At 64.9% G+C, this 17,339-nt stretch carries 12 protein-coding genes, 2 tRNA genes and 1 rRNA gene; 8 read left to right on the top strand and 7 right to left on the bottom strand.

What is annotated here, in order from left to right; all coding sequences use genetic code 11:
• Positions 1–74: 74 nt before the first annotated feature.
• The 5 genes from OU998_RS05680 to OU998_RS05660 form a co-directional block, all read right to left on the bottom strand.
• Positions 75–150 (bottom strand) — tRNA-Ala (locus tag OU998_RS05680).
• Positions 151–235: 85 nt separating this feature from the next.
• Positions 236–312 (bottom strand) — tRNA-Ile (locus OU998_RS05675).
• Positions 313–509: 197 nt separating this feature from the next.
• Positions 510–1,970, bottom strand: a 16S ribosomal RNA gene (locus OU998_RS05670).
• A 631-nt stretch (positions 1,971–2,601) separates the two neighbouring features.
• Positions 2,602–3,030 carry a CBS domain-containing protein gene (locus OU998_RS05665; RefSeq protein ID WP_267515858.1) on the bottom strand — a complete coding sequence of 143 codons (429 nt, stop codon included), beginning with the start codon at positions 3,028–3,030 and terminating at the stop codon, positions 2,602–2,604.
• A gap of 93 nt (positions 3,031–3,123) precedes the next feature.
• A complete protein-coding gene (locus OU998_RS05660; RefSeq protein WP_267515857.1) occupies positions 3,124–3,765 on the bottom strand; it encodes a rhomboid family intramembrane serine protease in 642 nt (213 codons plus the stop codon).
• 182 nt (positions 3,766–3,947) lie between these two features.
• Between OU998_RS05660 and hfaA the strand changes: the two genes are divergently transcribed.
• The 6 genes from hfaA (at position 3,948) to OU998_RS05630 (ending at position 11,027) form a co-directional block, all read left to right on the top strand.
• Positions 3,948–4,418 (top strand): holdfast anchoring protein HfaA, encoded by a 471-nt coding sequence (gene hfaA, locus OU998_RS05655; protein WP_267515856.1) that lies wholly within the window; start codon positions 3,948–3,950, stop codon positions 4,416–4,418.
• Positions 4,415–5,431 (top strand): holdfast anchoring protein HfaB, encoded by a 1,017-nt coding sequence (hfaB, locus tag OU998_RS05650; RefSeq protein ID WP_267515855.1) that lies wholly within the window; start codon positions 4,415–4,417, stop codon positions 5,429–5,431. Before hfaA ends, hfaB begins: the two co-directional genes overlap by 4 nt.
• Positions 5,358–6,473: a holdfast anchor protein HfaD gene (gene hfaD, locus OU998_RS05645; protein WP_267515854.1), complete on the top strand. Its 1,116-nt coding sequence runs from the start codon at positions 5,358–5,360 to the stop codon at positions 6,471–6,473. Before hfaB ends, hfaD begins: the two co-directional genes overlap by 74 nt.
• Positions 6,474–6,925: 452 nt before the next feature.
• Positions 6,926–7,255 carry a DUF2946 family protein gene (locus OU998_RS17055; protein ID WP_420709832.1) on the top strand — a complete coding sequence of 110 codons (330 nt, stop codon included), beginning with the start codon at positions 6,926–6,928 and terminating at the stop codon, positions 7,253–7,255.
• Positions 7,256–7,318: 63 nt separating this feature from the next.
• Positions 7,319–9,427, top strand: coding sequence for a TonB-dependent siderophore receptor (locus tag OU998_RS05635; protein WP_267515852.1), 2,109 nt, complete (start codon positions 7,319–7,321; stop codon positions 9,425–9,427).
• Positions 9,428–9,437: 10 nt separating this feature from the next.
• On the top strand, positions 9,438–11,027 hold the full coding sequence (locus OU998_RS05630; RefSeq protein ID WP_267515851.1) for a tannase/feruloyl esterase family alpha/beta hydrolase: 1,590 nt from the start codon (positions 9,438–9,440) through the stop codon (positions 11,025–11,027).
• 320 nt (positions 11,028–11,347) lie between these two features.
• Here the strand turns inward: OU998_RS05630 and OU998_RS05625 are convergent, their stop codons facing one another.
• Positions 11,348–11,530: a hypothetical protein gene (locus OU998_RS05625; RefSeq protein ID WP_267515850.1), complete on the bottom strand. Its 183-nt coding sequence runs from the start codon at positions 11,528–11,530 to the stop codon at positions 11,348–11,350.
• A 567-nt stretch (positions 11,531–12,097) separates the two neighbouring features.
• Here OU998_RS05625 and OU998_RS05620 point away from each other — a divergent pair.
• Together OU998_RS05620 and OU998_RS05615 are read left to right on the top strand one after the other, a co-directional pair.
• A complete protein-coding gene (locus OU998_RS05620) occupies positions 12,098–13,156 on the top strand; it encodes a TerC family protein (protein WP_267515849.1) in 1,059 nt (352 codons plus the stop codon).
• 160 nt (positions 13,157–13,316) lie between these two features.
• Positions 13,317–16,214: a M16 family metallopeptidase gene (locus OU998_RS05615; protein WP_267515848.1), complete on the top strand. Its 2,898-nt coding sequence runs from the start codon at positions 13,317–13,319 to the stop codon at positions 16,212–16,214.
• A gap of 139 nt (positions 16,215–16,353) precedes the next feature.
• On the opposite strand, the gene OU998_RS05610 is transcribed toward OU998_RS05615, so the two are convergent.
• A complete protein-coding gene (locus tag OU998_RS05610) occupies positions 16,354–17,217 on the bottom strand; it encodes a hypothetical protein (protein ID WP_267515847.1) in 864 nt (287 codons plus the stop codon).
• Positions 17,218–17,339: the final 122 nt, after the last annotated feature.

Genomic DNA, 17,339 nt, shown 5'->3' with positions numbered 1-17,339 from the left:
ACGTTCTTCCTTCACGATTTCAATGCACGCCAGCCTTACGGCCAACGGCAAACTCGAATGCGATCACAAGGTCCTGGTGGAGCCAGACGGAGTCGAACCGACGACATCCTGCTTGCAAAGCAGGCGCTCTACCAACTGAGCTATGGCCCCGTTCCAACCAGGAACAGTGCGAAGCCCAGGAGAGCTGTCGGCGATGCCGTCTTGAGGCTGAGAACCCCCAGCGAACCAGAAGTCCTGGTAGGCCCGGGCAGACTCGAACTGCCGACCTTACGCTTATCAGGCGTACGCTCTAACCACCTGAGCTACGGGCCTATGGCAGCGACAGCCGGGCCAAACTTTCAAGAAAGATTGGGAACCCAGGCTCGCGATCGCGTCACCAATACATCAACCCGAATGGTCGATGCGTCGATGACGAAAGTGGAAAGAGAAACGGAGACGGCGGCATTCCGCAGTTTATTGGAGCCTCAATAGACAGCCTCGTGAGAGACGGCCTGGAGAAGCATCCTTAGAAAGGAGGTGATCCAGCCGCAGGTTCCCCTACGGCTACCTTGTTACGACTTCACCCCAGTCGCTGACCCTACCGTGGTCGCCTGCCCCCTTGCGGTCAGCGCAGCGCCTTCGGGTAGAACCAACTCCCATGGTGTGACGGGCGGTGTGTACAAGGCCCGGGAACGTATTCACCGCGGCATGCTGATCCGCGATTACTAGCGATTCCAACTTCATGCCCTCGAGTTGCAGAGGACAATCCGAACTGAGACGACTTTTAAGGATTAACCCTCTGTAGTCGCCATTGTAGCACGTGTGTAGCCCACCCTGTAAGGGCCATGAGGACTTGACGTCATCCCCACCTTCCTCCGGCTTAGCACCGGCAGTCCCATTAGAGTTCCCAACTAAATGATGGCAACTAATGGCGAGGGTTGCGCTCGTTGCGGGACTTAACCCAACATCTCACGACACGAGCTGACGACAGCCATGCAGCACCTGTGTCCTAGTCCCCGAAGGGAAAGCCAGATCTCTCTGGCGGTCCAGGCATGTCAAAAGGTGGTAAGGTTCTGCGCGTTGCTTCGAATTAAACCACATGCTCCACCGCTTGTGCGGGCCCCCGTCAATTCCTTTGAGTTTTAATCTTGCGACCGTACTCCCCAGGCGGATTGCTTAATGCGTTAGCTGCGTCACCGAAATGCATGCATCCCGACAACTAGCAATCATCGTTTACGGCGTGGACTACCAGGGTATCTAATCCTGTTTGCTCCCCACGCTTTCGAGCCTCAGCGTCAGTAATGAGCCAGTATGTCGCCTTCGCCACTGGTGTTCTTCCGAATATCTACGAATTTCACCTCTACACTCGGAGTTCCACATACCTCTCTCATACTCAAGACACCCAGTATCAAAGGCAATTCCGAGGTTGAGCCCCGGGATTTCACCCCTGACTTAAATGTCCGCCTACGCTCCCTTTACGCCCAGTAATTCCGAGCAACGCTAGCCCCCTTCGTATTACCGCGGCTGCTGGCACGAAGTTAGCCGGGGCTTCTTCTCCGGGTACCGTCATTATCGTCCCCGGTGAAAGAATTTTACAATCCTAAGACCTTCATCATTCACGCGGCATGGCTGCGTCAGGCTTTCGCCCATTGCGCAAGATTCCCCACTGCTGCCTCCCGTAGGAGTTTGGGCCGTGTCTCAGTCCCAATGTGGCTGATCATCCTCTCAGACCAGCTACTGATCGTCGCCTTGGTGAGCCTTTACCTCACCAACTAGCTAATCAGACGCGGGCCGCTCTAATGGCGATAAATCTTTCCCCCGAAGGGCACATTCGGTATTAGCACAAGTTTCCCTGAGTTATTCCGAACCAAAAGGCACGTTCCCACGTGTTACTCACCCGTCCGCCACTAACTCCGAAGAGTTCGTTCGACTTGCATGTGTTAGGCCTGCCGCCAGCGTTCGCTCTGAGCCAGGATCAAACTCTCAGGTTGAGTTGACTTCTGACCTAAGCTTAAGAACATCCCGAAGGACGTCTTGGCATTAGTTCTACGTATTTTATTGACGAGTTCCCATTCATCGATCCGAAGACCGACGCATGGTATCTTTTCAAAAAGACCGCAGATAGTCAGTGTCGTATAATGACCAGATGGTCATCGCTAGAACACCGCCGCCTGCGTTTCTCTTTCCATATCAACAATGTCAAAGACCTAGAACCGCCTCAGCGGCCCGACTTGTTTAGCGCCTCGTCGTCGGCGGAGGCGGCGATTTAGAGAACCGCGAACCTCGTGTCAACCGCTCTTTTCAGAGATTTTGCAGAACCAAGACCGAAGCCTCAAAACCACAAAAAACCACCGGAGGAAAACGCAGAGGCTTTCCTCTTAACCGTTCGGCGATTCGATTGGAGCGCGGAACCTATTGAAACCAACCCAGGAAAGCAAGAAGTTTCTCAACTCTTTCTTCCCCTCAAAACCCCCGAAACCGAAGCTCCGAAGCCCTCAGGGCCGGCCCGTTTCCGAGCGAGGCGGTCCTATACGGGCCACCCTTTTCCGCCGCAACCAGATTCTGACAGATCGATGAAGAATCTCGCGGAGTCGGAATCTCCGAAGCTTCACCGCACCCCGCTCAGCCAGCGGTGATATAGGTTCTGAGGCTTTCGGCCTCGCGGGCGTGTTCGGCGATCTGGCATTTGACCACATCGCCGATGGAGATGACGCCGACCAATCGCCCGCCGTCCATCACCGGCAGATGGCGAATCCGCCGGTCGGTCATCCGGGTCATAAGCGCGGACATGGCCTCGCCCGGTTCGGCGAAGATCACCTTGGCCGTCATATAGTCTCCGACAGGGCGGTTCAGGGCGGACGGGCCGTCAGCGGCCAGGGCCTTGACCACGTCCCTTTCGGAAAACACGCCGACGACGGTCTCGCCGTCGCGGACCACCATGGCCCCGACCCGTTTCAGCTCCAGTTCCTCACAGGCGCGCGCCACCGTCAGGTAGGGCGCGATGGAGAAGACGGCGTTTCCCTTGGTCTTGAGGATCTCGGCGACGAACATCGCGGCTCCTTCTCTATGGTTAAGAGACGACCGCGGGGCCGGAATGGCGACAGGGCCGCTCGATAACCATGATCGCTCATGGGGCCGCAGGAATCAAATCCGCGATTCAGGCTCGTCGGACGCCGCGTCGGGGAGCGGCCCCTTGCCGAAGGCGCGCGCCAGCGGGCCTATGGCCAGCAGTCCGGCGAAGAAGCCGAAGGCGTGCGCCTCCCAGGCGATACGGGCGCCCTCGGCGCCCGGCGCATAGCCGATCAGGCCCGTCAACGCATTGACCGCCATCCAGGCGATGGAGGCGCTGACCACGCGCCGGTTGAACAGGCTCAACACCCTGCCCTGCCCGCCCATCAGACGGGTCGCCCCGCCGATCAGGCCGAACACGGCGCCGGACGCGCCCACCATGGCGTCGTTCGAGCCCCAGTGGACCAGTCCATAGCCCAGGGCGGCGATCACGCCGCAGCCTATATAGAAGAGCAGGAAGACGGTCGGGCCGATCCGGTCACCGAACAACCGGGCCACAGGGGCGCCGAAGGCGAGCGCCCCGACCGCGTTCATGATGGCGTGCGTCCAACTGCCGTGCAGGAGCATGGCGGTCAGCAACCCACCCCATCGCCCGTTCTCCAGATCGACAGGCGCAAAGGCCATTGCGCCGCCCATGTCGGGCAACTGGCGCTGGAAGAAGAACAGCACCGGCATGGACAAGGCGATCAGCACCACCGGGACCGGGGCGTTGAACATCCTCTCGGACCTGGGCCCCCGGGGTTCGAGGGGCGCGGCGAATCGACCGTCGGGTTCGGACATTCATCACCCATGCGCAGGGATTTCCCGTATCTCAAGCGCTTCTTAATAACCTTAACGCAGTTTGAGCTGCGGATCATGCTTTCGGTCCGTGGTTCGTCTGTGCGCGAGGAGCAAACCCCATGCCGGTCAAGAGGCTGATCGCCCCCCTGCCGACCCAGGCTGCGTCCCTGGCCGCATCCCTGGCCGCGATCCTGGTCTTCGGCGCTCCGAGCCTGGCGGCGGCGCAGACCACAGGCTCCAGCGGCGCCGCACAGTTCCAGCAGGGCTATGGCTCCGCCCGCAGCGCGACCAGCGCCGCCACCACCGGATCGACCCGCGACGCCAACGGCAACCGGGTGATCGTCAACGGCCTGATCCAGTCGGGGGCGTCGTCCTATTCCAGCCAGTCCGGCGGCGTGGCCTCGGCCTATGCCGGCGCGGGCTCGTCCAGCAGCAGCGGATCGACCACGGGCGGTTCGACCGCCATCGGCAACCAGCTGAACGTCGTGGTCCAGGGCAGCCACAACACCGTCATCGTCAACTCGAAACAGACCAACAACGGCGATGTCACCGCCGGCACGGCCCTGAACGGAACCCTTACCCTGCCATGAGCCGCCCAGTCTTCATTCGCACGGGCGCCGCTGCGACGGCTGCGGCCCTGCTGCTGGCCGGCTGCGTCAGCCCGGTGGCGGGGCCGTCGGGCCAGTATGCGACGCCGATCGGCAATGCGCCGGTCACGGCCAACCCGACCCCCTATTCCGCCGCCCTCTACTGCCTGGCGGACTACGCCCGGCGTTATAACCTGCCCTCGCCGCGCATGGCCGTGGGGCGGATCAGCGACTACACCGGCACCGTCTCCTCGGACGGCGGACGCCAGATCACCGGCGGCGCCTCGCTGATGGCCAACTCGGCCCTGGCCAAGGCCGGGGCGCGGATCGTCGAACGCTACGATACCTCGGTGTCGGAGCTGGAGCTGCGCTACGCCAACAACAAGCTGATCGGCGACCAGACCCCCGGCGCCCAGGGACCGGAAGACACCCAGTACCGCCGCATCCTGGCCGGCCAGGTTCCGGGCTCGGACTTCTACATCGTCGGCGGCATCACCGAGGTGAACTACAACATCCGCTCGGGCGGGTTCGACGCCGCCATGGGCGAGACGGACTCCGACACCCCTGGATCGGGCATCGCCACCTACCGCACCTATGTGATGAACATCGCCATCGACCTGCGGCTGGTGCAGACCACCACGCTCGAGGTCGTGGACGTCGTCTCCTACCAGAAGCAGATCATCGGCCGCGAGATCTCGGCGGGGGTGTTCGACTTCCTGAACGGCAATGTCTTCGACATCTCGGCCGGGTCCGGCGGGATGGAGCCGACGCAGCTGGCCGTGCGCGCCCTGGTCGAGCGGGCCACGGTCGAGTTCATGGCCAATCTGTACGGCGCCCCCGGCCCCGAAATCTGCCTCGACTCCGCCAATGATCCGCTCGGCGACGGCGCCGTCGGCCCGACCGGCGGCTATTATCCGGCCTATCCCACCACGGAGACGAACAATGGCCAGACCCGCGCCGATCCGTCTCGCTGGCATGATCGCCGCGACGGCGACGTTCGCCCTAGCCGCTACTGAGGCGACGGCCCAGACGACGACCGTCTGCGCCGCCCAGACCGGCGCGACCTGCACCAGCACCCAGACGATGACCGGCGAGGTCACCGGCACGGTGAACCTGGACGTCGCCGTAGGCCAGTTGCAGGTGACCAACGACGCCAGCGGCAATCTGCTGGTCGGCGGGATCGATCAGGCGGCCGCAGCCCTGGCGGCGCGCCAGACCATGACGGGCCCGTCCGTGACCGCCCGCACCGCCGTCGATGCGCCGACGGCCCATGTCGAGAACGGCGGCGCCGTCGCGACCACGGCTGTGGCCAACAGCGTCGCCCTGGGCGGCCCCTCCGCCTCGATCACCGGGACCGTGGACCAGTCGGCCCAGACCACCGTCCTGGCCGAGACCGTCGCCGACGTTCAGTACATCCCGGCCCCCGCCGACTTCTCGGCCCAGGCCGTGGCCAATGCGGTCCAGACCTCGACCACCGGCGCCTCGCACCAGGATCTGACGATCCGCCAGACCAACGCCCCGTCGACCATCGAGGCCCGCACCGACGTCTATGTCGACAACGCCTGGAACCTAGCCGCCCGCGCCAACGCCCGCGCCAACCAGACCGTGCTCTACAACGCCGGCGGCTCGCTGGTCGCGGCGACCGACCAGACCAACCAGGGCCGGGTCCGCGCCGTCGCCCAGGCCCAGACCTATGTGCAGGGCCAGACCACCGTCGCCGCCCGCGCCGTCGCCAATGAGGTCATCGCCGGCAACCAGGACATCTATCTGGAGCTGAACAACACCCAGCTGAACACCGGCGGGGTCGAGGCGACCGCGACCTATACGGGCGTCAGCGGCTATGACGCCTATGTCGGCGCCGAGGCCGTGGGCAACAGCGTCACCGGATACGCCTGTTCCCAGTGCGGCGGCGAGGTCAATGTGACCAACACCCAGACCAACGACGCCAATGTCACCGCCACGACCACCGCCACCATCGGCGCCGGCCGCACGGCCGTGGTCGGAGCGACCGCCGTGGGCAACAGCGCGACCTTCTATGTCAGCCGGCCGGGCGGCTGAGGACTGGACTCGATCCACTGCGAAAAGATGGAGTCTATTTTCGTCCAGTCGTCGCGGGGGGGGCGGGGCTGCGTGGAAATGGCGCTGGCACGAAAACAGGGTGACAAAGCGCCAAAAGCGCCATTTCCCGAGAGGGCGACGGGAGGGGGATTTGGTTTTCAAAGACCGTGGGGGAAGAGTGTCGCACGGTTTTGGGGCGTGGTGGGTTGAGGGGTGGTTTCGGGCGGTGGGACGTTGAAAAGGATGGGGATTTTCGTAAGAATTGGGACAAGAGTCGGAGAACCGCACGGCGTCCAGAACAGACTTTAGCTGCACCCGACAAACGATATCCTCGTACAACCGCACTATCGCGAGAAATTCATCCCGCCTAAGGAGGCTTTGTGCAGCCCTACTCCTCAGAACAATGGTCGTTGACGCGATCGCTGGCGTTCCTCGCCGCGATTTTCGCGATCATGCTCGGGTCGTTGCTGCCGACTACGGCGTCGGCTCTGACCTCTACCACGGCGGTGATTTTGTGTTCGGGCGACCAGATGGCCGTCGCCGTCGATGCGAACGGGCGCCCAACGCCGGACGAACCTGCGCCCATAGGCGCGATAAAGTGTCCGCTGTGTGTGCTGGTGGCGACGTCATCGGCCATGCTCCCACCGCCCGAACCCAGCGTGCAGGTTCAGGCACCGGTCTTTCCTGGACTGATCGTACCTACCCCTCGGGTGACGCCCCCCGCCGCGCTGAGCCTCTGGACACGACGGCTTCCTCCTGCGACAGCGCCGCCCGCAGCCTGATCGAATACGTCCGAACGCCGCCCGTCCGGCGGCTTACGTCTCTCCGATCAGGATCATTCTCCCATGCGTCTCAAGACTTCCGCTGCGCCCCTGGCGCTGCTTCTCGCCGCCTGCGCGGCCCCCGCCTTCGCCCAAACCGAACCTACCGCCCAGACTACGCCCAGCTGGATCGGCGATGTGGTCATTACTGGCCTCCGACAGCGCTACGCCTCGACTGACACCACCTCGGCCACGCGAACCGATACGCCGCTGATCCAGGTCCCCCAGTCGGTTCAGGTCCTCACCAGCAGCCTGCTGGAAGAACAGGGCGTTCGCCACCTGTCCGACGCGCTGGTGAACGTCTCGGGCGTGACGGCCACCCAGCCGCAGGAGGTGCTGCTCACCCCGCCGCTGCTTCGCGGCTTCCCCGGTGAGGTCTATGTTGACGGCCTGCCCATCTTCGGCGGCAACCAGCAGGCCTTCGATCCCGCCGGTCTGGTCGGCATCGAGCGAATCGAGGTGCTCAAAGGACCGAGCTCGGCCCTCTACGGAGGCGGTCTGGGCTCCCCCCTCGGCGGACTGATCAACATCGTGTCCGAAAGGCCGGCCGACACTTTCGGCGGCTATTTCGGTGTTCGCGCGGGCAGCTTCTCGACCTGGAACCCCTATGGCAGCGTGAATCTGCCGCTGGCCGAAGGCGTGGCCGCGCGTATCTCGGCGGAGTACCAGAGCAGCGAAAGTTGGATCGATCAGGTCGAGGGCGAACGCTGGGTGATCAAGCCCAGCCTGTCCGTCCAGCTCGGCCCGGACACGGAATTGCTGTTCCAGGCCCAGATCAATCGCAACAGTCAGCTGGAATACTCCGGCCTGCCTGCGGAACAGGCACTCGCTGGCGAACTTGAGCGCAACGCCTTCCCGGGTGCGCCGGTGGGCCAGCCCCACACCCGGATGGAGAACCACCTCGAGACCGTGACCCTGCGTCACGTCTTTAGCGATAAACTCAAGCTGACGGTCACCGGGCGCTACTACGACAGCGAAGTGGTCGAGGTTGGCAGCTTCGTCTTCCCGGCGATGTATGCACCCGATCCCGCCACGCCGACCGTCTATCCCATCCTGCCGATGAACATGTTCACCACGACGCAGGAGGGTGCGCTAGACGCGAATCTGCAGATCGCGGCGAACGCCTTCGGCGGCGATCACCGTATCCTCGTCGGGGTCAGCTACGACCACACAAAATTCTACTCCGGCATGGCCTTTACCGGCGTCCCCGTCGGCGAGATCGACCTGGCCAATCCGACCTACACCCTGCCATTCGGCCCCCTGGAGCCGATGAGCATGACGCAGACGGATCGCTACCAGACATCGGCGATCTATGTGCAGGACCAGGTCACCTATGGACGGCTCCACCTGACCGGCTCGCTGCGCCTCACTCGGCTCAATTTCAAGGAAGCCGAACAGGGGACGGACGAGACCTATAATCACCTGTCTCCCCGGATCGGGGCGACCTTCGATGTCGCGCCGGGTATCGCCCTCTATGCGGGCTATGCAACGGCGTTCCGCGCGCCCTTCGGTTTCATCGGGTTGGAAACGCCGGAACCCGAGACGTCTGAAAATGTCGAAGGCGGTGTGAAACTGGCGATGACCCGCCTGGGTCTGTCGGGCACGATCGCCATCTTCGAGCAGACCCGCGACAACGTCGCCACGCCGGATCCGGACAATCCGCTCTTCTCGATCCAGACCGGAACCCAACGTGCGCGGGGTCTGGAGGCCGATTTCATCTGGGAGCCGACGCCTGCCTTCTCGCTGCTGGCCAACTACGCCTACACGGACGCCGAAGTGACTCGCGACAACTCCCTGCCTGTTGGGGACACCCTGCCGCGCATCCCCAAGAACAGCGGACGGATCGCCGGGCGCTATCGCGTGTTGGATGGCGCCGCAGCCGGGCTGTCGTTCGGGGCGGGCGTCACCAGCTTTGGAGCGCGTCAGGACACCCTGCCGAACTCCGTCTGGGTGCCGGGCTACACCACCGTGGACGCCCAGGCCGCCTACGACTTCGGCCGGGTCACGGTGGAGCTGTCTGCGGTCAATCTGACCGACAGCGACGCCTTCGACACCTACCAGTACTTTGGGTTCCCGGTGGTCATACCCACTCAGCCCCGGTCGGCGTTCGTAACGCTGAAGACCCGCTTCTAGGGAGGCGCAAATGAGCAGCACTCTCCGCCCTCTGTTCGCGGTCGCAGCTGTCAGCTCGCTTCTCGCCACCTTCGCCCATGCGGCGGGGGTGGCAAGCGCTGGCCCGCTCGGCCATCCGACCACTTCGGCGACGGCCGTTTGCCATGCCCTGTCGGGCCGTGAGGTCGGGGGATCGAAGCTGGTGACGGCGCTGATCGCCGAAACCGAGGCGGCCCCGGCGTACTGCAGGGTCAGCGGGACAATCGCGCCCAAACTGAATTTCGAAATCCGGCTGCCGCAGACCTGGAACAGCAAGCTCTATTACGGCGGGGGCGGCGGCTACAACGGCGTCATGCCGGAACTGGTCGTCGCGCCCCTCGTGCAGGGTTACGCCCAGGTGGTCAGCGACTCCGGTCACCAGGACCCAACCGGCATGTCGGCCGCCTTTGTTGAAGGCGACCAGCACGCTGCCCGCCTGTTCGGAAGCGAGGCCGTTCCGGCGGTCATGGCGACAACACTCCAGATCATTTCCACCGCATACGGCTCCCCCCCGTCCCAGTCCTATTTCGAAGGCTGCTCCACCGGAGGCCGCGAGGCCCTGATGGCGGTTCAACGCAACCCGGACCTGTTCGACGGCGTGATCGCCCGGGCGCCCGCCTTCAACTGGGTCGGCTTCATGGGTGCTTTCAACGCGGCGGCCAGAGCGGCGGCCGCACCCGGCGCAGCCTTCGGCCAAGCCAAGGCGGCCCTGTTGGCCCGTCATGTGCGAGACGCCTGTGATGGTCTCGACGGCCTCGTGGACGGCGTGGTGTCCCATCGCGCCGCCTGCACGCCCGGCATCATCAGGCTAGAGACCCTGCGCTGCGTGGGTGGGGGAGATCTTGGGGACACCTGCCTGTCGGACGCCCAGCTCGCCCTAGTGAGAACGTGGACGGCCGATATCGTCTTCAACGGCGTCAAGGACGTCTACTCGAACAGGGGGTATCCGCTGTCGGGCAATGAAGATGATCCGGCGGGCTTCGGCCTATGGGCGACCGGTAACGGCAACGTCCGCCAGAGTGGCTATTTCCTCATGCAGGACAGCACGGTGCAGTATTACCTAGCGAAGGACCGGAGCGCCGACTCTCTCGCCTACATACCCTGGGACCGTGATCCGGAAGCATTGGAGGAAATGGCTGCGCTCAACGACGCGACCAACCCGGACATTCGCGCCTTCATCGACGGGGGAGGCAAGTTGATCGTCTGGCAGGGCGGGTCGGACGCCGCTCTGAGCGTCGAGTCGACGATCGACTATATGACGAGGATGAAGCAGGCCGTTGGCCCAGCCAGAGCTGAGGCCGCAACGCGGTTCTACGTAGCGCCTGGCGTGAACCACTGTGGCGGGGGCGCAGGGCCCGACCAGACCGATCTGCTGCTCGCCCTGGATCGGTGGGTCATGAATGTCGCCGTGCCAGAAACGCTGGTGGCTCAGAAGCTCGGCACGGCGGACGCGCCTGGCAGATCCATGCCGCTCTGCCGGTATCCCCGGTATCCACGATTCTCAGGTCGTCCCGAGGACCTCGACGCAACCAAGCTCGCCGCCAACTTCACCTGCAGTACGCCGGTTCCAGCCAAGCTTTAGCAACGCAGAGCTGCGGACCCAAATTTCGGCTGCCTAGTGTCACAAGCGGCCCACCCGCCCGTTCCTCCAGACGGCTATCGTCGCCCTGCCCTATCCCACGCGCTCGCCCGCTCCAACCATCGGCCGCTCCATCGGGGGTTGCGGCGTTTCGGAGTGATCTCACGCGGTCTGCGCTTCGTCTGCTGCGGGTTGCAGCCTCGGGGTTGGCTCTGTCGGTGGGGACGTTCAGTGCGCCGGCCCCCGTTCTGGCCATGACCTTTGCCCCCGCCGCCGCCCAGGCGGGCGGGCAGGTCGCACCGTCCGATCCGCAGGGGCAGTCCTCAGACGCGAATGTCGAAGGTATGCCGGCTGGGCCGCCGGGTGCTCGTGTCGTCCTGAATGGCGTGGGGGCGGTCGACGGGTCGGTCCGTGGGGGAGCTCTGGTGCGACGCCACACGGCCGGTCGTCTGAGCGAGTTGGCTGGCCCAGGCCTGGGCGACGGGATTGAATGCGCCGACCCTCATCGTCCTTCTCCGTCACCGCAGGCCAGGCCGTAAGCCGACAGATCGACGTTGAGGATTTCGCACGGGCGCAAGGTCGCGGCGCGCCCTGTCGTATCCAAGCCGCCATCGACTTCAGCGATCAAACGCGCTGTCTCGATAGACACGGAGCCTCTCCCTTCTGGGTCGGGACGCTCGATGTCGACGCCTTAGGCTTGTGGGGACGAGACAATCGGACCCCGGCATCGAGCGCACCCGATGCGGTCCGACATCACGATCACCATGATCGCCAGAGGGGCCCAGGTTGCAAAGATGGGCCGCAAAGACAGGCTGCGCCGCCGCGCCCAAAAGCGCCAATAAGAAATGAGCATTCGCCCCATGAAAAATGATTATGACTCATGACCACAGTCATGATGATCTTAAGGACAGACTAGAATCACTGAGATCGATTGACGGACCCGTATTCATTCGCCACCATAACAAACTCCAAGGGTCCGGGCCCCTCTGGCAGCCGAGGCGTCGGCTGCGATGTCGGATTCCCACCTGGACCGGTGCAACGCGGCGCCATCTTTCAAAACTTGGAGGTACGGGATGCTTGAGTCCCTTCCGTTTCTTGCATTGACCTATGTCGGCCAGCCCATCTGGCTCTGGATCGCATTTCTAGCCTTTATCGGACTGCTCCTGTGGCTCGACCTCGGGGTCGTGAACAACAAGGACGGCGTCGTCTCCGCCAAGAAATCGGCAGGCATGTGGGCGTCCTTTGCCTCGATCGCCGTCGCCTTCGGCGCCTATGTCTACTTCGTCTACGAACCCGACCCGCGCTACTATATGAGCGCCGAGAACCTCAACCAGCAGGCCGTGCTTCAGTATTTCACCGGCTATCTGCTCGAGACCGCGCTGGCGTTCGACAATATCTTCGTCATCGGCATGATCTTCACCTTCTTCGCCGTGCCACGCCAATATCAGCACAGGGTGCTGTTTTGGGGCATCATGGGGGCGATCGTATTCCGGGCCATCTTCATTTCGCTCGGGGCGGCGATCGTCAACGAGTTCACCTGGGTCCTGTTCATCTTCGCGGCCTTCCTGATCTTCACCGGCTGGAAGATGATCTTCGGCGGCAGCCAAGAAATGGATCTGAACAAGAACCCGGTGCTGAAGTTTCTTCGCAAGCGGATGCGGATCACCGACACGATCGACAACCACAACTTCTTCGTCAAAAGGCCGGACCCCAAGGGCTCAGGCCGTCTGGTCCTGTTCGCGACGCCTCTGTTCCTGGCGCTGGTGATGGTCGAGGTGGTGGATGTGATCTTCGCGGTCGATTCCGTGCCGGCGATCTTCGCGGTCACCAAGGACCCGTTCATCGTCTACACGTCCAACATCTTCGCGATCCTCGGCCTCCGGTCGATGTATTTCATGCTGGCCGAGGCCGTGGCGCGGTTCAAATACCTGAAATATGGGCTGTCGCTGGTGCTGGTCTTGATCGGGGTCAAGATCATCTGGAACTTCGGCCTCTATAAGGGTTGGAAGGACGTGACCGGCGCGCCGCTGGCGCCCTATCTGGAGCCGCAATGGTCCTTGATCGCGACCTTGGCCCTGATCGGCGGCTCGATGCTGTATTCCTGGCTGCGGACGCGCAAGGTTCAGGCCTGAGCACAGCGGGTTCCGCCGTCGCGGCGGCGGGCGGGCGGAGGGCGGCCGGAGGGCGAGCGCCCCAAGGGGGAGGCCAAACGTCGCCTTGCCCTGCCGCCCGCCCTCGCCTACTCCAACCATCGGCCGCTCCATCGGGGGTTGCGGTGTTTGGAGTGATGTCATGCGGTCTGCGCGTCGTCTGCTGCTGGTTGCAGCCTCGGGATTGGCTCTGTCGGCGGGGGCGTTCAGCCTGCCGGCCCCCGTTCTGGCGATGGCCTTTGCGCCCGCCGCCGCTGTTCAAGCCGAGACCCAGGTCGCCCCGTCCGATCCCTGGGCCCAGGCGGCCAGTGATATTCCGGCCGATCCCGCCGTGCGGTACGGCCTGTTGCCGAACGGCATGCGTTACGCCCTGCTGAAGAACGCCACCCCGCCCGGTCAGGCCTCGTTCCGGCTGCGGATCGACGCGGGCTCGCTGATGGAGCGGGACGACCAGCAGGGGCTGGCCCACTTCATGGAGCATATGGCCTTCAACGGGACCAAGGACATCCCCGAGAACGAGATGCTGCGGATCCTGGAGCGGCTGGGCCTGGCCTTCGGGGCCGACACCAACGCCTTCACCAGCTTCGACCAGACCGCCTATATGCTGGAACTGCCCAACACCCAGGACGAGACGGTCGATACGTCCCTGCACGTGATGCGCCAGATGATGGGCGACGCCCTGATGGCGTCCGAGGCCATCGACGCCGAGCGCGGGGTGATCGTGGGCGAGGCGCGGACGCGCGACACGCCGCAGTTCCGGGTGCTGAAGACCCAGCTGGGCCTGCTGGCGCCGGGGCAACGCCTGTCGCAACGCCTGCCGATCGGCGATCTGGAGGTGATCCGCACCGCGCCGCGCGACCGGTTCGTGGACTTCTATGACGCCTATTACAGGCCGTCGCGGGCGACCTTCATCGCCGTGGGCGACTTCGATGTGGACGCGATGGAGGCCAAGATCCGCGCCGCCTTCGCCGACTGGACGCCCAAGGCGGCGGACGGGCCCGAGCCCGACCTGGGCCAGGTGCAGCCGCGCGAACCCCAGACCAGCATCATCGTCGAGCCCGGCGTGCAGTCGTCGATCCAGATCAACTGGATCAAGGCCCCCGACCTGGATCCCGACACGGCCGCCGAGCGGGCCGAGGACACCCGCCGCAGCCTGGGTCTGGCGGTGCTGAACCGGCGGCTGGGCGAGATGGCGCGGGCCGACAATCCGCCCTTCCTGAGCGCGGGCGGCGGCTATCAGGGCCTGTTCGACAGCCTGGACGCCGGGGTTCTGTCGGTCGCCTTCACCCCCGGCGAATGGAAACGGGCGCTGGAGACCACCGAACAGGAGGCGCGCCGCCTGACCCAGTACGGGGTGACCCAGGCCGAGCTGGATCGCGAGATCACCGAATACCGCACCGGCTTGCAGAACGCCGTGGCCACCGCCGCCACCCGCTCGACACCGGCCCTGGCCGGCGCCCTGCTGAACGCCGTCAACGGGGATGCGGTCTTCTCAACCCCGCAGGACAGCCTGGCCCGGTTCGAGGCGACCGTCGCCGGCCTGACGCCGGAACAGGTCAACGCCGCCGTCCGGCCGGTGTTCGAAGGCCAGGGTCCGCTGGTCCTGTTCACCAGCCCGGTCCCGGTCGAGGGGGGCGAGGCGGCCGTGACCGCCGCCCTGGAGGCCTCGCGTCAGGTTCCGGTGGCGGCGCCGGCCGCCCAGGCCGAACTGAAATGGCCCTATGAGGACTTCGGCCCGGCCGCCGCGCCGGAATCGCGGGTGGAGGTCGCCGACCTGGGGGCGACCCTGGTCCGCTTCCCCAACGGGACGATGCTGAACATCAAGAAGACCGACTTCCGCGACGACCAGATCCTGATCAGCGCCTCGACCGGGATCGGCAGCCTGGGCATGCCCAGCGACCGGTTCTCGCCCCTGTTCGCCACCAACGCCGTGCTGAACTCGGGCGGACTGGGCAAGCTGACGGTGGACGAGATGAACCGGGTGCTGGCGGGCCATGTGTTCACCACCAGCATCAGCCAGGGGCTGGACTCCTACGGCCTGGGCGGGGCGACCCGGCCCGAGGATCTGGCGCTGACGATGCAGATCCTGACCGCCTATCTGACCGATCCGGGTCTGAGGGCGGCGCCGCTGCAACGGGCCAAGGCCAGCTATCCGCAGTCGCTGGAACAGCGGGCCTCGACGCCCGGCGGGGCCTTCGGGCTTCAGGCCGGGGTGCTGCTGGCCGGCGGCGACCAGCGGGCCGCCACCCCGACCAACGAACAGTTCCAGTCGATCGAGATCGAGACCCTGCGCGAACAGATCAAGGCGGCCCTGGCCCAGGGTCCGATCGAGATCACCGTGGTCGGCGACGTCGATGTGGACGCGGTGATCGCCGCCGTCGGCTCGACCTTCGCCGCCCTGCCCCCGCGCGGCCCGGCGCCCACCCCGGCGCCGGCCTCGGCCCAGCGGCGCTTCCCCGCCCCGACCGCGACCCCGATCCGCCTGACCCACGCCGGCCAGGCGACCCAGGCCCTGGGCGTCGTCGCCTGGCCCACCACCGACCAGATCGGCGACCGCACCACGGCCCGCCAGTTGGGCGTGCTGGAGGCCGTGCTGCAACTGCGGCTGAACGAGGAGATCCGCGAGAAACAGGCCATCGCCTATTCGCCGAACGCCAGCGGGACCAACTCGGATACGTTTGCGGGCTATGGCTATATCGCCGTGGCGGCCGAGACGCCGCCGGAGTCGCTGACGAAACTGTTCGAAGCCGTGGACCTGATCGTCGCCGACCTGCGCGACAATCCGGTCGGGGACGACGAGCTGAACCGCGCCCGCCGCCCGGCGGTGGAGCGGCTGCGGCGCAGCATGGCCGACAACGGTTACTGGCTGGGCCAGCTGTCGGAGGCCCAGTCGAACCCGGCCTCGCTGGACCAGACCCGCAACAATATCGCGGTGCTGGAGGCCGTCACCGCCGCCGACCTGCAACGGCTGGCGCAACAGTATCTGAAGCCCGACACCGCCTGGCGCGCCGAGGTCGTCTCGGACAAGCCGGCCCAGTAAGAAAAACGGCCCCGGTTCTTTCGAGCCGGGGCCGAGCCTTTTTGGGGCCAGTCTTCAGGATCGTCGACGGAGAGCCGACGGTCTTATGTCTCGCACGCCCAGCCTGAGCCGCGCCTGAACGAAGCGTGTCAGCTCCGGTTCAGAACACCCGGCCGCCGACGCCGCCGTCCAGGGTGATGGCCCCGGTGATGACGGTCGCGCTCTGGACCTGTTCCTCGCGGTATTCGGTGTATTCCTCTTCGCGGTACATCGTCAGGATCTTCACCCCGGCCCCGTAACGGCGCAGCAGCGAGCGTTCGTTGCAGTCGCGCTCGGCCTTTTCGGGGCGGCATTCCAGCTTGCCCTCGCCGCCGAACCACAGGGCCTCGTGCTTCTTGCAGGTCAGGGCCGTGCCGTGGTCGAATTTGATCTCGCCCTCATAGTCCGCGATCGTCGCCTGGAGCCAGGTTCCGGCCAGGCAGCGATAGATCTCGCCCTCATAGCCGTCGGCGATCTCGCGATCCGGCTTGACCTGCGAGGCGGGGTGCGGCGTCTGGCGGTCGTCCATGCAGACGGCCTGGATCACGACCCGCTTCATCGAGCGGCGATAGGCGGTGAAGGGGGTGCGGACCGTCTGGACCAGGCCTTCGACGGCCAGGTTCTGGATGGTGGTGGGATAGGGCTGGTCCACGCTGACATAGGCCGAACCGCCGCCCCCGCCGGAACTGCCCGAAAAGCCGCCGGCCCGGGCGTTGAGATAGGATCGGGCGCCGGCGCTGGCGCTGGCATTGACGTTGACGTTCACATTGACGTTGGTGTTCGAGTTCCCGCCGCCGTGCCCGCCGCCGCCACACGATCCGCCGCCGCCGCAGGAGGGGGGCGTCGGGGGCTCAGGCGTTTCGCACGAGGAGCAGGGGTCGGGGGTGCAGCCGCTGCTGCACTGGGCCAGGGCCGCGCTCCCCGCGCCCAGCACGGCCACGCCGGCCGCCAGACCCAGCATCCAATTCCTGATCCGCTGCCGCATCGGCGGGACTCCCGAACGAATTCTCACGTCGTCCGGACAGACTTCCGGACGATCCAATCTTAACCAAGACCCCAAAAGCCTTTCGTTTCCGTTGAGACGCGGCGGTGTTCGGGATGGCGCAA

Origin of the sequence: Brevundimonas sp. SL130 (assembly GCF_026625805.1) — a bacterium.
Classification (GTDB): Bacteria; Pseudomonadota; Alphaproteobacteria; order Caulobacterales; family Caulobacteraceae; genus Brevundimonas.
The sequence above is the reverse complement of the archived record's forward strand: the minus strand, read 5'-3'. Positions and strand labels throughout refer to the sequence as shown.

Bases quoted from the DNA above. Each gene is read 5' to 3' on its own strand.
- OU998_RS05665 (WP_267515858.1), bottom strand. From the start codon at position 3,030: ATGTTCGTCGCCGAGATCCTCAAGACCAAGGGAAACGCCGTCTTCTCC.
- OU998_RS05615 (WP_267515848.1), top strand. From the start codon at position 13,317: ATGCGGTCTGCGCGTCGTCTGCTGCTGGTTGCAGCCTCGGGATTGGCT.
- OU998_RS05620 (WP_267515849.1), top strand. From the start codon at position 12,098: ATGCTTGAGTCCCTTCCGTTTCTTGCATTGACCTATGTCGGCCAGCCC.
- OU998_RS05635 (WP_267515852.1), top strand. From the start codon at position 7,319: ATGCGTCTCAAGACTTCCGCTGCGCCCCTGGCGCTGCTTCTCGCCGCC.
- hfaD (WP_267515854.1), top strand. From the start codon at position 5,358: ATGGCCAGACCCGCGCCGATCCGTCTCGCTGGCATGATCGCCGCGACG.
- hfaA (WP_267515856.1), top strand. From the start codon at position 3,948: ATGCCGGTCAAGAGGCTGATCGCCCCCCTGCCGACCCAGGCTGCGTCC.
- OU998_RS17055 (WP_420709832.1), top strand. From the start codon at position 6,926: ATGCTCGGGTCGTTGCTGCCGACTACGGCGTCGGCTCTGACCTCTACC.
- OU998_RS05610 (WP_267515847.1), bottom strand. From the start codon at position 17,217: ATGCGGCAGCGGATCAGGAATTGGATGCTGGGTCTGGCGGCCGGCGTG.
- OU998_RS05630 (WP_267515851.1), top strand. From the start codon at position 9,438: ATGAGCAGCACTCTCCGCCCTCTGTTCGCGGTCGCAGCTGTCAGCTCG.
- hfaB (WP_267515855.1), top strand. From the start codon at position 4,415: ATGAGCCGCCCAGTCTTCATTCGCACGGGCGCCGCTGCGACGGCTGCG.
- OU998_RS05660 (WP_267515857.1), bottom strand. From the start codon at position 3,765: ATGTTCAACGCCCCGGTCCCGGTGGTGCTGATCGCCTTGTCCATGCCG.
- OU998_RS05625 (WP_267515850.1), bottom strand. From the start codon at position 11,530: ATGAGGGTCGGCGCATTCAATCCCGTCGCCCAGGCCTGGGCCAGCCAA.